The sequence below is a fragment of the Erythrobacter sp. RANMB8 genome, assembly GCF_056848235.1.
Genome location: NZ_JBREHG010000013.1, coordinates 86,097 through 98,899, shown reverse-complemented (window position 1 = coordinate 98,899; position 12,803 = coordinate 86,097). Strand labels below are relative to the sequence as shown.

Here is a 12,803-nt window from a genome sequence, read left to right as displayed (position 1 = left end):
TGGAGCGGGTAGCGGGAATCGAACCCGCATAGCCAGCTTGGAAGGCTGGAGCTTTACCACTAAGCTATACCCGCTCGGGCTCCGGCTGCGCCAATGCCACCGCGTGGGGGTTCGCGTCAACTGTTACGCGGCGCTGCCGACCGCCATATTGTCGATCAGCCGCGTTCCCCCGATGCGCGCCGCCACCAGCAGGCGTGCGGGCGTAGTGCCCAGTGCGGTTAGCGGGGCGAGCGATCGGGCATCCGCCAGCGCGGCATAATCGATGCTGGCGAAACCTGCCGCAAGGACGCTCTCCTCCAGCCCTGCCAATGCGCCAGCGACGCTCCCGCCGCCCTCGATCGCGGCAATCGCGCTGCGCATGGCTGCGGGGAGCGCGGCAGCGGCGGTGCGCTGTTCAGGGGAGAGGTAGCGGTTGCGGCTGCTCATCGCCAATCCGTCCGCCTCGCGCACGGTCGGCACGCCGATGATGGCATCGACATGAGGTCGAGTCAGATCGAGATCGCGGGCCATTGTCCGGATCACGGCGAGCTGCTGGAAATCCTTTTCCCCGAAGAACGCCATGTCGGGCTGCACCTGGTTGAAGAGCTTGCAGACAACCGTCGCCACGCCGTCGAAATGCCCCGGACGGGCCGCGCCGCAGAACCCTTCGCTGACGCCCGCCACACTGATGCTGGTGGCAAAGCCTGCCGGATACATCGCCTCGACTGTCGGCGCCCACAGCAACGCGCAGCCTTCGGCCTCCAGCATCGCCGCATCCTCGGCCAGCTGGCGCGGATAGGCATCGAGATCCTCGTTCGGGCCGAACTGCTTGGGATTGACGAAGATCGAGGCGACCACGTGATCGGCTTCGGCCCGGGCGCGGCGCACCAGCGTCAGGTGACCTTCGTGCAGCGCGCCCATGGTCGGCACCAGCGCGATCCGCGCACCGCCCTGGCGCAGGTCCGCGACGGCGGTTCTCAACATGTCCGGCGTTCTGACAATTTGCACCGCTGCGCCTCCCTCGGTAAACCGCAGGGGACGCCCTAGCGGCGCACCCCGCCCCTGATCAAGCGGCTGCACCACGGCCGCGCCGACCTTTCCCGATCGAGAGTTGCCACCAATGTCGCTCGTCCCTTCGTCCGATCAACCGCTCGCCAGCCGCAAGCTGCGACCCGGGCAGGCGCACCGGATCGTGTTCGCGAACGAGAAGGGCGGCACCGGCAAGTCGACCACGGCGGTGCATGTCGCGGTGGCGCTGTCCTATCTGGGCGCGCGGGTGGCCTCGATCGATCTCGATCCGCGCCAGCGCACAACGCACCGCTATATCGAAAACCGGTTGAGCACGCTCGAACAGCGCGGGCTGACGCTGCCGACCCCCGATTGCGAGGTGTTCCGCGGGGAAAACACCGGGGATCTGATCGCGATGATCCGGCGGCTGGAGGCCAATTGCGATTTCCTGATCATCGACAATCCGGGGCGCGATGATCCCTTTGCGCGCATCGCCGTGGAACATGCCGATACGCTGGTCACCCCGATGAACGACAGCTTCGTCGATTTCGACCTGATCGGGCAGGTCGACGCCGAAACCTTCAAGGTGCGCAAACTGTCGTTCTTTGCCGAGCTGATCTGGGAAGCGCGGATGAAGCGCAGCCGCATGACGATCGAACAGCAGCGCCCGGAAATGGACTGGATCGTGGTGCGCAACCGCACCGGCCACGTCGAGGCGAAGAACCAGGCACGCTTGCAGAAGGCCCTCGCAGAAATGTCGAAGCGGGTCGGGTTCCGGGTGATGCAGGGGCTTTCGGAACGCGTGATCTACCGCGAGCTGTTTCCCTCGGGCCTCACGCTGCTCGACAAGGGGCATCTGGGCGAACTCGGCACGAGCCATCTGGTGGCGCGGCAGGAATTGCGCTCGCTGGTCAAAGGGCTCGCACTGCCGGAATTCACCCCCGCACAGGGCCGGCTGGAACTCGCCTGATGCTCCGTGCTGCCATCCTGATTGCCGCAGCGTGCCTGTTCTGCCGCTGGGCTTTCGGGAAGTGGCCGTGGGATTTCCTGCGCCCCGCCTCGGCCCGCAGCGAGGCGCTGTTCCGGGCGCGCAAGCTGCTCGGCGTGGGCTCCGGAGCCGGGCGCGAGGAAGTGATCGCCGCACACCGCCGCCTGACCGCGCTGGTGCACCCCGACCGCGGCGGATCGACCGCGGCGATGCAGGAAGCCAATGCCGCGCGCGATCTGCTGCTGGCCGAACTGCCCGATCCCGCCGCGCCGCAGGATATTGACGGCATCTGAGGGCCATCGCGGGATTGACACAATCCGGCGGCAGGTCATTGGAAAGAATGTATCAATCGGGCCGGGGCCATCGCGTTCTTGCGCCACCTGCCCGCGTCGCTGAAGGCGCCGCTGCCGAGGAGAATGTCCCCATGCAACACCACTTCCATCCCACCGTGCTGCGCGAATACGACATTCGCGGCATCATCGGCGAAACGCTGGGCGCGGATGATGCGCGGGCGATCGGGCGGGCGTTCGGCACGCTGCTGCGCGAGGCAGGCGGCAAGACCGTGGCAGTGGGGTATGACGGGCGGGTCAGCTCGCCCATGCTCGAACACGCGCTGGTCGAAGGGCTGACAGGCAGCGGGTGCGATGTGGTGCGGATCGGCCTCGCGGCGACCCCGATGCTCTATTACGCCGAAGCGTCAGCCGAACAGGTGGATGGCGGCATTCAGATAACTGGCAGCCACAATCCCCCCAATTACAACGGCTTCAAGATGGTATTTCTTGGCCGGCCGTTCTTCGGCGCCGATATCCAGAAGCTCGGGAAACTGTCAGGAGACGGGGCCTTCGCCAGCGGCACGGGCGAAGTCAGCACGCGCGACATCCTGGGCGAGTATGTCGAGCGCCTGCTCGAAGGACTGGCCGGGATCGATGCCAAGGCGCTGGAGGGTCTCAGGGTGGGCTGGGATGCCGGCAACGGCGCTGCTGGCCCCGCGCTCGAAGCGCTGGCCGCCCGTCTGCCGGGGGAACACCATCTGCTGTTTACCGAAGTCGATGGACATTTTCCAAACCACCATCCTGATCCGACCGTGGAGGCCAATCTCGCCGATTTGCGCGCCCTCGTCGCGGCAAAGAGCCTCGATTTCGGAGTGGCTTTTGACGGGGATGGCGACCGGATCGGGGCGATTGACGGCACGGGCCGCGTGATCTGGGGCGATCAGCTGCTGATGATCTACGCCGAGGATCTGCTGAAAAACCGCCCGAATGCGACGATTATCGCCGATGTGAAGGCCAGCCGCGCGCTGTTCGACCGCGTGGCGGAGCTCGGCGGGGAGCCGCTGATGTGGAAGACCGGCCATTCGCTGATCAAGTCCAAAATGAAGGAAACCGGCGCGCCGCTGGCGGGCGAGATGAGCGGCCACGTGTTCTTTGCCGATGATTACTACGGCTATGACGACGCGCTTTATGCCGGTGTCCGCCTGCTGGCGGCGGCGGCGCGGCTGGGCAAATCAGTGACTGAGCTGCGCGGCGCGATCCCGCCGATGCTCAACACCCCCGAACTGCGGTTTCAGGTCGACGAGGCCCGCAAATTCGCTGCCATGGCGGAAATCGCCGGGCGGCTTACAACCAATCCCGGCCCTGCGGTCGAAAGCGTCAACACCACCGATGGCGTTCGGGTGAACACCGCCGACGGCTGGTGGCTGCTGCGCGCCTCGAACACGCAGGATGTGCTGGTGGCGCGGGCGGAGAGCGACACGGAGGCAGGGCTGGAACGCCTGCTCGCGCAGATTGACGAGCAGTTGGCCCTGTCAGGGCTGGAGCGCGGCGAAAGCGTGGGGCATTAAGGCCGCCTCACCGAAGGGAAGCACTGTCATGATTCGTCGCCGGATTTTCGCCGCCACTGCCGGGCTTGCGGCCCTGACGCTGGCCGCCCCGCCGCTCGCCGCGCAGGATGCGGGCGGGGAGGCCGTGGATCTCGCAAGTGATGGCAATCCCGCCGACAGCAACGGGATGGACGAGGCGATGGCGCTGTTCGGCGCGATGTTCAAGGCCGAGCCGCTGACCCCCGAACAGGAAGCCCGCCTGCCGCAGGCGCAGCGCGTTGTCGGGCAGCTGATCCCCGAAGGCACGCTGGGCGAGATGATGGGATCGATGTTCGACAAGATGCTCGGCCCGATCATGGAAATGGGCGGATCGCCCGCCACCGCCACGCTGGCTTCGGGCACCGGGCTTTCGACTTACAGCCTCGACCTGACGACCGAGCAGACCGAAGAGCTTGCCTCGCTGTTCGATCCCGCCTGGGCCGAACGGCAGAAGCGCGAGATGGCGATGTTCCCGGGCATGATGACCGAGATGATGAATACGATGGAGCCGGTCATGCGCAAGGCCATGTCCGAGCTTTACGCGATCAACTTCACCGCGCAGGAACTCACCGAAATCGAGGCGTTTTTCGCCACCGAGACCGGCGCCAGCTTTGCCCGCAAGAGCTTTTCCATGTCGAGCGATCCGCGCATCCTTGGCGCGACGATGGAGGCGATGCCGGCGATGATGGGCACCATCGGATCGATCGAACAGAAAATGGCCGAAGCCACCGCCGATTTGCCCGCCAAGCGCAGCTTCGCCGATCTCAGCGCGGCGGAAAAGGCGAGGGTGGCGGAAGTGACCGGCTATTCGGTCGAGGAGATCGAGGCCAACCTCTCCGCCACGGCCGAAGCATCGCAGGAAGCCATGGAAGCTGCCGAAGCCGCGGCGGAAGCACCCGCTGCCGAGTGATGTGACCGCACCGGAGTCCGCCGCGCCCCTCCCGCCCGAAATTGCCGCGTGGTTTGCGCAGCGCGGGTGGCGGGTGCGGCGGCATCAGCACGACATGCTCGCCAAGGCGCGGGAAGGCCGCCACGCGTTGCTGGTGGCCGATACCGGCGCAGGCAAGACGCTTGCAGGGTTCCTGCCGACGCTGTGCGATTTCGCGCCCTCGGCAGGCGCGCCCCCGCCGGAGGGGCTGCACACCCTCTACGTCTCGCCGCTGAAGGCGCTGGCGCAGGATGTGAAGCGCAACCTGCTGACCCCGATCGAGGACATCGGCCTGCCGATCCGGGTGGAAACCCGCAGCGGTGACACCCCTTCCGACCGCAAGAAGCGCCAGCGCGAACGCCCGCCGCATATCCTGCTGACCACACCCGAGAGCCTCTCGCTGCTGCTCTCCTACCCCGAAAGCGCCGATCTGTTCGCCGGGCTGAAACGCATCGTGATCGACGAGGTGCACGCCTTTGCCACCGACAAGCGCGGCGATCTGCTGGCGCTGTCACTGGCGCGGCTCCATTCGCTCGCCCCGCAGGCGCAAAGGGTGGCGCTGTCGGCGACGCTCGCCAACCCCCGCGACTTTCAGGAATGGCTCGCCCCTCAGGCGGGCGACACCGGGGAGATTGCCGCCGCCGATCTGGTGCTGGGGGAGGAAGGGGCCGAGCCGGAGGTCGAAATCCTGCTGCCCCGCGAGGAGCGCGTGCCGTGGGGCGGGCACGCCGGACGCTGGGCGATTCCGCAGCTTTACGAGGCGATCAAGGCCAACCGCACCACGCTGGTCTTCACCAACACCCGCTTCCTCGCGGAGTTCATCTTCCAGTGCCTGTGGGAGGCGAACGAGGATCACCTCCCCATCGGCATCCACCACGGCAGCCTTTCGGTCGAGGCGCGGCGCAAGGTCGAAGAGGCGATGGCACGGGGGGAGTTGCGGGCGCTGGTGTGCACCGCGAGCCTCGATCTCGGCATCGACTGGGGCGACATTGATCTGGTGGTGCAGATGGGTGCGCCCAAGGGCTCCTCGCGCCTGCTCCAGCGGATCGGGCGCGCGGGGCACCGGCTCGATGTGCCAAGCCGCGCGGTGCTGGTGCCGGGCAACCGCTTCGAATTCCTCGAAGCCATGGCGGCGCGGGACGCGGTGGGCGAAGGCCAGCGCGATGGCGAGGCGTTCCGGCCCGGCAGCCTCGATGTGCTCGCCCAGCATATCATGGCCTGCGCCTGTGCGGGGCCGTTCCACGAGGATGAATTGCTGGCCGAAGTGCGGTCTTCGCTCGCCTTCAGCTGGGTCGATCAGGCGACCTTTGCCCGCGTGCTGGGGTTCGTCTCCAACGGCGGCTATGCGCTCAAGGCCTATGACCGGTTCCAGCGGATTGTGCGCGACAAATCAGGCGTCTGGCGCCTCGCCCACCCCAATCAGGCGCAGCGGCACCGGATGAATGCGGGGATCATCGTCGATAGCGAGATGCTCAACGTTCGCTTCAGAAACGGCCGCAGCCTCGGCAAGGTCGAGGAGCGGTTTGCAGCTTCGCTTTCTCCCGGCGACACCTTCTTCTTTGCCGGGATGAGTCTGGAGGTCGAAGGCGTCAAGGACATGGACGTGACCGTGCGTGCTGCCAAAAAAAGCGCGACAATTCCGTCATATGGCGGCCTCCGCCTGCCGCTCACCACCCATCTGGCGACGCGGGTGCAGGCGATGCTGGCGGACCGTGCGGGCTGGGGGCGCTTTCCCGATGATGTGCGCGAATGGCTGGAAATGCAGGACTGGCGCAGCCGCCTGCCTGCGCCGGGGGAACTGCTGGTCGAAAGCTTCCCGCATGGGGGCAAGCACTACACCGCCTATTACACTTTCGAGGGCTGGAACGCGAACCAGAGCCTCGGCATGCTGATCACGCGGCGGATGGAGGAGCGGGGGCTGCTGCCGGGGGGCTTTGTGGCGAACGACTATTGCCTTGCGGTGTGGGGGCTGAAACCCGTTACCGACCCTGCCCCCTTGTTATCGCCCGATATTCTGACGGATGAATTCACCGACTGGGTGACCGAAAGCCACCTGCTGCGCCGCGCCTTTCGCGAGGTGGCGGTGATCAGCGGGCTGGTCGAACGCCAGCATCCGGGCCAGCGCAAGACCGGCAAGCAGGTCACCTTCTCGACCGATCTGATTTACGATGTGCTGCGGAAATACGAGCCGGATCATGTGCTTATCGAGGCCGCATGGGCCGATGCACGGGCACGGATGACCGATGTCGGGCGGCTCGCCGATCTGCTCGAACGGTCAGAGCGCGAACTGGTGCATGTCACCCTCGAACGGGTCAGCCCACTGGCGGTGCCGGTGATGACCATGATCGGGCGCGAGGCGGTGCCGCAGGGGGCGGTGGACGACGAACTGCTGCTGGAAGCGGAAGGCCTGATTGCGGCGGCGATGCGGCCCGATGAGCTTCGGGAAGGCGATTAGCGGCACAATGTTTCACGTGAAACATTGGGTCGGTGTGTTGCTGACCCTGAAGCACTTGTTCCGCCCGAACACACCGGAATTCCACGCAAAAAGGGCGCCGCGATCGCTCGCAGCGCCCGTTCTGGAAAAGGTCAAGACGAGGCTAGGAGGGGTCTAGACCGGTCTAGGGCCGGTCAAGAACCCGCCTGCATCACTTGCCGAATTCGCGGTACTTGTCGTTGCCGACGAACCCGAACTTGGTCACGCCCGATTCCTTGATGTCCTGCAGCACGCGAGCCGACAGGCTGTAGCTCGCCAGCGCCTCGGGCTCGAACTGGAGTTCGGGCTCGGGGTTCATGTTGAGCGAGGCCTGCAGACCGGCGCGCAGCTGGTCTTCGGTGATCGGATTGCCGTTCCACAGGATCTGGTCGTCCTGCGTCAGCACCAGCTTGTTCTTGGTCGGTTCGACCAGCGGCGGCGGTGCATTGGTCGGCTGCGGCAGGTCGATGTCGACCGAGTGGGTCGCCACCGGGATGGTGATGATGAACATGATCAGCAGAACGAGCAGAACGTCGATCAGCGGCGTCATGTTCATTTCCATCATCGGTTGGCCGTCGAGCTTGCCTCCGGACATACCCATGTCAGTTACTCCTCAAAAAACCTGGACAATCAGCCGTTCGGATCGATCGGGTTCGAAATGAACCCGACAATCGGATAGCCCGCCCGCTGGACGTTGTAGATCGCACCGGCCACGCACTTCCACGGAGCGTTGACATCGCCGCGGATGTGAACCTGCGGGATTGCGTCCGGGTTCTCCATCAGCGCTTCGGCACCGCCGGCACGCTTGACGATGGCATCAAGCCGTTCGAACGCCATCTTTTCCAGTTCCGCAGAGGTCACCGGGGTGATGTTGTTGAAGTAGATCCGGCATTCCCCGGCGCGCGATGCGCCCTCGAAACCCGGCTGGCCCGCGCTGCGACCGGCAGCATCGGTGGTGCTGACAGTAAGCAGCAGGTTTTCCACCTTGTCCTTCGATTCGCGCGATTCGAACACCGGAATTTCCAGCTTTTCGATCGTCTGGATCGCCACCGGAACCGCGATGAGGAAGATGATCAGGAGCACCAGCATCACGTCCACCAGCGGCGTGGTGTTGATGTCGGACAGTGGGGTATCGGCCCCGCCTCCTGTAGAAATCGCCATTGTGAATTCCTAGCCTGTCAAAAATTTGACCTGAAGACTTTCCCCGGACCGGACCGCTGCAAGGCAGCGATCTGGCGGGTAGCAGCGGCGGGGACGATCATGGTGACCGCGCCCGCCGCTTGCGACAATGGCGATCAGGCCTTGGCGGCGGGCGCAGCCGGCTTGGCGGCGGGCTTGGCCGGAGCCGCAGCCGGAACCACGGGCTTCACCGCGCCGTTCGAGTTCATGTACGCCAGCAGATCGGTCGAGAAGGTGCTGAGCATCGCCGCGATCTTGCGGTTGCGGCCCTGCAGCCAGTTGAACGCGAACACGGCAGGCACAGCGACGAGCAGACCGATCGCGGTCATGATCAGCGCTTCACCGACGGGGCCGGCGACCTTGTCGATCGAGGCCGAACCGGCGATGCCGATGTTGATCAGCGCGCGGTAGATCCCGATCACGGTGCCGAGCAGACCGACGAACGGAGCGGTCGCGCCGACGGTGGCGAGGAAGGCCAGACCGCCGTTGAGCACGGCGTTGATCGAATCTTCCGAACGCTGGAGCGAACCGTGCATGTAGTCATGCGATTCGAGCGCATCGACCATCTTGCCGTGATCTTCCTGGGCCTTGACGGCGTCGTCGGCGAGCTGGCGCCATGCGCTGTCCTTGTCGAGCTTGGCGGCGCCTTCCTTGAGGCTGCCGGCACGCCAGAACTGGGTCTGCACGGTGTTGTACTGCTTCATCACCTTGTTCTGTTCGAACAGCTTGGTGAACATGATGTAGAACGAACCGACCGACATGATGACCATGATGGCAAGGATCGTCCAGGCGACCGGGCCGCCTTCCTTCATGGCTTCGACGAAGCCGAACTTGTTTTCGGGGGCTGCTTCGGCGGCGCCGGCGGCGCCGGCGGCGAGAAGGTAAAGGTTCATTGCGAAAAGTCCTTTTGAAAGAATTGTCCTGATGACAGGGGGCCCGGAATTTCCGTGGCCCGCCCGCCGGATTGTCCGTCAGTTCAAGCGATACGTGATGCGGGTGGTGTAGCTGCCCGTGGTCGGGTTGCCGGCATCATCCAGCGCCGGTTCGAAGCGCGCATAACGCTCCATCCCCGCACAGGCCGCCGAATCCAGAATGTCCGAGCCGCTCGATGCGGTCACCGAACAGCCGGTTGCACGGCCATCGGGAGTCACGGACACGCGCACACCCACAGTCCCCTCGATTTCCTCGCGCAGGGCGCGGGCGGGGTAGTTTTCCTGAATGCGCGCAGCCCAGCTGCGTTCATTCTTGGTGCGGGCACCGCGCGCCTTGGAAGGCTGTGCGGGCGGCGCAGGCGGTCCCGGAGGGTTCGCGTTGCTCGGCTGCGGACTGACCGGCTGCGGCGGCGGCGGCTTCGGCGTCGTTTCCATCGGCGGCGGATTGGGCGCGATGTCAAACGGCGGCGGCGGCGCAACCGGCGGCGGGGGCGAGGTCTGCTCCGGAACGTCTTCAGGCGGCGGCGGCTCGTCCGGCGGTGGCGGCGGCTCCTCCTCCTTCACTTCGACGGTGGTGACCCGTTCGATCACCTCTTTCACGGCGTCAACCGCGAGGAAGATGACCATGCCTGCCCCGACGCTCCCGACAATCGACAGCGCGATGATCAGGGCGACAAGCTTGGGGCCGGTCAATCCTTGTTGTTGGCTAGCGTAGGACATCCAGCGCTTTCTCTCCAATTACTCGCCGATCATGCGATCGGCACACTCCCCACCCCCCGGCCTTGTCAGCCGGTGAATGGATCCCGGTCATTTCGGTCCTCCCACGCCGGGAAAGAACAACGGGCGGGTGCCTGAAACTGCACGTCGCCCGAACCTTGTCCCGACCGGCACACTCCCGGCAACTTGCCAGGAGCGCAACCTGAGCTGTCTGTGCGGCAATGTCCCCAATCCCGCGCAGTCAGCGTTTCGGGCTTTAACGGGCATCCCCTAGCCGATCAAACGCTTTTGCGGTTCAGGGCCAATTCACTGCGAGTCATGTGCAACAGACATTGCTATAGGATGCTGCCGGATGTGTTCGACGAGGGTCACGATGAAGCCACAGGTTAAAGATGAATTAACGAGAATTTTCAAACCTATGAAGGTTGGCGCAGTGATGCTTGCCGGGCTTGCGGTGATGCCTGTTGCGGGCCACGCACAGGCCCCTGCGCCGACTGCAATCGTTACAAATGACGGGCCCACCTATGCCGATCTTGCGACGCTTTCGGAAGGCTCCGACCTTGTCATCCGCGCCCGGATTCGCCGTCAGACGACCCTGAAACCCGATCGCGCGCCGGGTCTCGCGCCGGGATTCGCGAGACTTTATATCCAGGCCGATACCCTCGGCCTGATCGCGGGACGCGGCTCGGTGGGCGGGACGCTGGCCTATCTGGTCGACGTGCCGCTGGATGCGAAGGGCAAGGTGCCCAAGCTGAAGAAGCGCGAATTTCTGCTGTTTGCCGATGCGGTGCCGGGCCGGGCGGGCGAGGTGCGGCTGGTCGGCCCGGCGGCGCAGCTGGCTTACACCCCTGAACTCGAAGCACGCCTGCGCCCGATCCTGACCGAGCTTTACGCCGCCGATGTCCCGCCGCGCATCACCGGCGTATCCGATGCGCTGGCGGTGGCGGGCACGCTCACCGGCGAATCGGAGACGCAGATCTTCCTCGCCACCGAAAACCGCGCGCCGGTCTCGCTCACCATCCTGCGCCGGCCGGGGCAGCGCCCGCAGTGGGGCGTGTCGTGGGGCGAGATCATCGATTCGGCGGCGCGCCCGCCTGCCCCCCAGACGCTGCGCTGGTATCGGCTCGCCTGCGCCCTGCCCGCGCAGCTGCCTAGCAACGCCAACCTCGCGCGCGAGCCCGAGGCGCGGCGGCTGGCGGCGGGGGATTATGCCTTCGTGATCCAGCAACTCGGCCCGTGCGAGCGGCGGATCACCTGAGGCGCCCTGCATCGCTCGCGGCTTGACCGCGCGGCGGTGAGGGTTAAGCGGCGTCTCCGTTATTCATGGAGGCCCGCTTGACCACCACCGCACCCCAGCCGCTGCGCATCGCCATCGCCGGTCTCGGCACTGTCGGCGCGGGCGTGATCCGGCTGCTCGACACCAACCGGGCGCTGATCGCGGCGCGGGCCGGGCGCGGGATCGAGGTGGTCGCTGTCAGCGCGCGTGACCGCGGCAAGGATCGCGGCGTCGATATCACCCGCTTCGCCTGGGAGGACGACATGACCGCGCTCGCCCGGCGCGATGATGTCGATGTGGTGGTGGAACTGGTCGGCGGATCGGATGGCCCGGCCCTCGCCTGCTCGCGCGCGGCGCTGTCTGCGGGCAAGGGCCTCGTCACGGCCAACAAGGCGATGATCGCGCATCACGGGCTGGAACTCGCCGAAATCGCCGAGGCGCATAATGTGCCGCTGAAGTTCGAGGCCGCGGTGGCGGGCGGGATCCCCGTCATCAAGGGCCTGCGCGAAGGCACCAGCGCCAACGCGCTCACCAAGGTTTACGGCATCCTCAACGGCACCTGCAATTACATCCTTTCAACCATGGAGCGCACCGGCGCCGATTTCGCCGATGTGCTGGCCGAAGCGCAGCGGCTGGGCTTTGCCGAGGCTGATCCGGCCTTCGACATCGAGGGTGTGGACGCCGCGCACAAGCTGGCGATCCTCGCGTCGATCGGGTTCGGCACACGGGTCGATTTCGCGGGCGTGCGGGTCAGCGGCATCACGCAGGTGCGCGCCGCCGATATCGCGCAGGCCGCCGCGCTCGGCTTTGTCATCCGCCTGATCGGCGAGGCCGATGTCGAGGACACCCCCGATGGCCCGCGCCTGCTCCAGCGCGTGCGACCCTGCCTTGTCGCAAGAGGCCACCCCCTGAGCGCGGTCGACGGCCCGACCAACGCGGTGGTGGCCGAAGGCAATTTCTCCGGCCGTCTGCTGTTTCAGGGCGCAGGCGCAGGCGACGGGCCGACAGCGAGCGCGGTCGCGGCCGACCTTATCGACATTGCGCGGGACGAAGTGGGCGCGCCCTTCTCGATCCCCGTGGCCCAGCTCGCCGCGCTGCCGCCGGCCGAACCGGGCCACCGCACCGAGCGCACCTATCTTCGCTTCATGGTCAAGGACCGTCCCGGCGTGCTCGCCGAAATCACCGCCGCCATGCGCGATGGCAATGTCTCGATCGAAAGCCTGATCCAGCAGGGCCGCGGCCATGATGCGGGCGAGGTGATGGTGGCGATGGTGACCCATGAAGGGCCGGAAGCCGGCATCGCCCGCGCACTGGCGCTGCTCGAAGGATCGGACAGCCTCTCCGGCGATCCGCTGGTGCTGCCGATTCTGCCGCTCTGATTGCGGTCATTCCCTGTCGAGGCCCCTGCCCTTGAGGGAAGGGGTTGGGGATGGGTGTTCGGCCATCGCGGGCGTAGAACCCCCAC

12 protein-coding genes and 1 tRNA gene are annotated in these 12,803 nt (G+C 65.9%); 7 read left to right on the top strand and 6 right to left on the bottom strand.

Features of this window, described 5'->3' with window-relative positions:
• Together ACU0AG_RS13725 and panC are read right to left on the bottom strand one after the other, a co-directional pair.
• Positions 1 to 74 (bottom strand) — tRNA-Gly (locus ACU0AG_RS13725).
• A 49-nt stretch (positions 75 to 123) separates the two neighbouring features.
• The gene (gene panC, locus ACU0AG_RS13720; protein ID WP_482782840.1) at positions 124 to 987 is read right to left on the bottom strand and encodes a pantoate--beta-alanine ligase; all 864 of its coding nucleotides are present in this window, start codon (positions 985 to 987) and stop codon (positions 124 to 126) included.
• A gap of 112 nt (positions 988 to 1,099) precedes the next feature.
• Here panC and ACU0AG_RS13715 point away from each other — a divergent pair, with 112 nt between their 5' ends.
• The 5 genes from ACU0AG_RS13715 to ACU0AG_RS13695 all read left to right on the top strand — a co-directional run bounded on the left by ACU0AG_RS13715 (position 1,100) and on the right by ACU0AG_RS13695 (position 7,216).
• Positions 1,100 to 1,957: a division plane positioning ATPase MipZ gene (locus ACU0AG_RS13715; RefSeq protein WP_482782839.1), complete on the top strand. Its 858-nt coding sequence runs from the start codon at positions 1,100 to 1,102 to the stop codon at positions 1,955 to 1,957.
• Positions 1,957 to 2,268, top strand: a complete 312-nt coding sequence (locus tag ACU0AG_RS13710; RefSeq protein ID WP_482782838.1) for a J domain-containing protein — start codon at positions 1,957 to 1,959, stop codon at positions 2,266 to 2,268. The genes ACU0AG_RS13715 and ACU0AG_RS13710 overlap by 1 nt, the downstream gene beginning before the upstream one ends.
• A gap of 131 nt (positions 2,269 to 2,399) precedes the next feature.
• Positions 2,400 to 3,815, top strand: a complete 1,416-nt coding sequence (pgmG, locus tag ACU0AG_RS13705; protein WP_482782837.1) for a phosphoglucomutase/phosphomannomutase PgmG — start codon at positions 2,400 to 2,402, stop codon at positions 3,813 to 3,815.
• 28 nt (positions 3,816 to 3,843) lie between these two features.
• Positions 3,844 to 4,743, top strand: coding sequence for a DUF2059 domain-containing protein (locus ACU0AG_RS13700; RefSeq protein WP_482782836.1), 900 nt, complete (start codon positions 3,844 to 3,846; stop codon positions 4,741 to 4,743).
• 1 nt (position 4,744) lies between these two features.
• A complete protein-coding gene (locus ACU0AG_RS13695; protein WP_482782835.1) occupies positions 4,745 to 7,216 on the top strand; it encodes a ligase-associated DNA damage response DEXH box helicase in 2,472 nt (823 codons plus the stop codon).
• Between the two features lie 190 nt (positions 7,217 to 7,406).
• Here ACU0AG_RS13695 and ACU0AG_RS13690 read toward each other — a convergent pair whose 3' ends face one another.
• The 4 genes from ACU0AG_RS13690 to ACU0AG_RS13675 form a co-directional block, all read right to left on the bottom strand.
• Positions 7,407 to 7,835, bottom strand: coding sequence for an ExbD/TolR family protein (locus ACU0AG_RS13690; protein ID WP_482782834.1), 429 nt, complete (start codon positions 7,833 to 7,835; stop codon positions 7,407 to 7,409).
• 29 nt (positions 7,836 to 7,864) lie between these two features.
• The gene (locus ACU0AG_RS13685; RefSeq protein WP_482782833.1) at positions 7,865 to 8,395 is read right to left on the bottom strand and encodes an ExbD/TolR family protein; all 531 of its coding nucleotides are present in this window, start codon (positions 8,393 to 8,395) and stop codon (positions 7,865 to 7,867) included.
• 134 nt (positions 8,396 to 8,529) lie between these two features.
• Positions 8,530 to 9,306, bottom strand: coding sequence for a MotA/TolQ/ExbB proton channel family protein (locus ACU0AG_RS13680; RefSeq protein WP_482782832.1), 777 nt, complete (start codon positions 9,304 to 9,306; stop codon positions 8,530 to 8,532).
• Between the two features lie 78 nt (positions 9,307 to 9,384).
• Complete coding sequence (locus ACU0AG_RS13675) at positions 9,385 to 10,065, bottom strand: energy transducer TonB (RefSeq protein ID WP_482782831.1); 681 nt, start codon at positions 10,063 to 10,065, stop codon at positions 9,385 to 9,387.
• A gap of 415 nt (positions 10,066 to 10,480) precedes the next feature.
• Between ACU0AG_RS13675 and ACU0AG_RS13670 the strand changes: the two genes are divergently transcribed.
• Positions 10,481 to 11,320 (top strand): hypothetical protein, encoded by an 840-nt coding sequence (locus tag ACU0AG_RS13670; protein ID WP_482782830.1) that lies wholly within the window; start codon positions 10,481 to 10,483, stop codon positions 11,318 to 11,320.
• A gap of 77 nt (positions 11,321 to 11,397) precedes the next feature.
• Positions 11,398 to 12,717: a homoserine dehydrogenase gene (locus tag ACU0AG_RS13665; protein WP_482782829.1), complete on the top strand. Its 1,320-nt coding sequence runs from the start codon at positions 11,398 to 11,400 to the stop codon at positions 12,715 to 12,717.
• Positions 12,718 to 12,803: the final 86 nt, after the last annotated feature.

What these genes read in the sequence shown, in the direction of transcription:
- ACU0AG_RS13675 (WP_482782831.1), bottom strand. Translation starts at nt 10,065, where the DNA reads ATGTCCTACGCTAGCCAACAACAAGGATTGACCGGCCCCAAGCTTGTC.
- pgmG (WP_482782837.1), top strand. Translation starts at nt 2,400, where the DNA reads ATGCAACACCACTTCCATCCCACCGTGCTGCGCGAATACGACATTCGC.
- ACU0AG_RS13670 (WP_482782830.1), top strand. Translation starts at nt 10,481, where the DNA reads ATGAAGGTTGGCGCAGTGATGCTTGCCGGGCTTGCGGTGATGCCTGTT.
- ACU0AG_RS13710 (WP_482782838.1), top strand. Translation starts at nt 1,957, where the DNA reads ATGCTCCGTGCTGCCATCCTGATTGCCGCAGCGTGCCTGTTCTGCCGC.
- ACU0AG_RS13685 (WP_482782833.1), bottom strand. Translation starts at nt 8,395, where the DNA reads ATGGCGATTTCTACAGGAGGCGGGGCCGATACCCCACTGTCCGACATC.
- ACU0AG_RS13715 (WP_482782839.1), top strand. Translation starts at nt 1,100, where the DNA reads ATGTCGCTCGTCCCTTCGTCCGATCAACCGCTCGCCAGCCGCAAGCTG.
- ACU0AG_RS13690 (WP_482782834.1), bottom strand. Translation starts at nt 7,835, where the DNA reads ATGGGTATGTCCGGAGGCAAGCTCGACGGCCAACCGATGATGGAAATG.
- ACU0AG_RS13680 (WP_482782832.1), bottom strand. Translation starts at nt 9,306, where the DNA reads ATGAACCTTTACCTTCTCGCCGCCGGCGCCGCCGGCGCCGCCGAAGCA.
- ACU0AG_RS13700 (WP_482782836.1), top strand. Translation starts at nt 3,844, where the DNA reads ATGATTCGTCGCCGGATTTTCGCCGCCACTGCCGGGCTTGCGGCCCTG.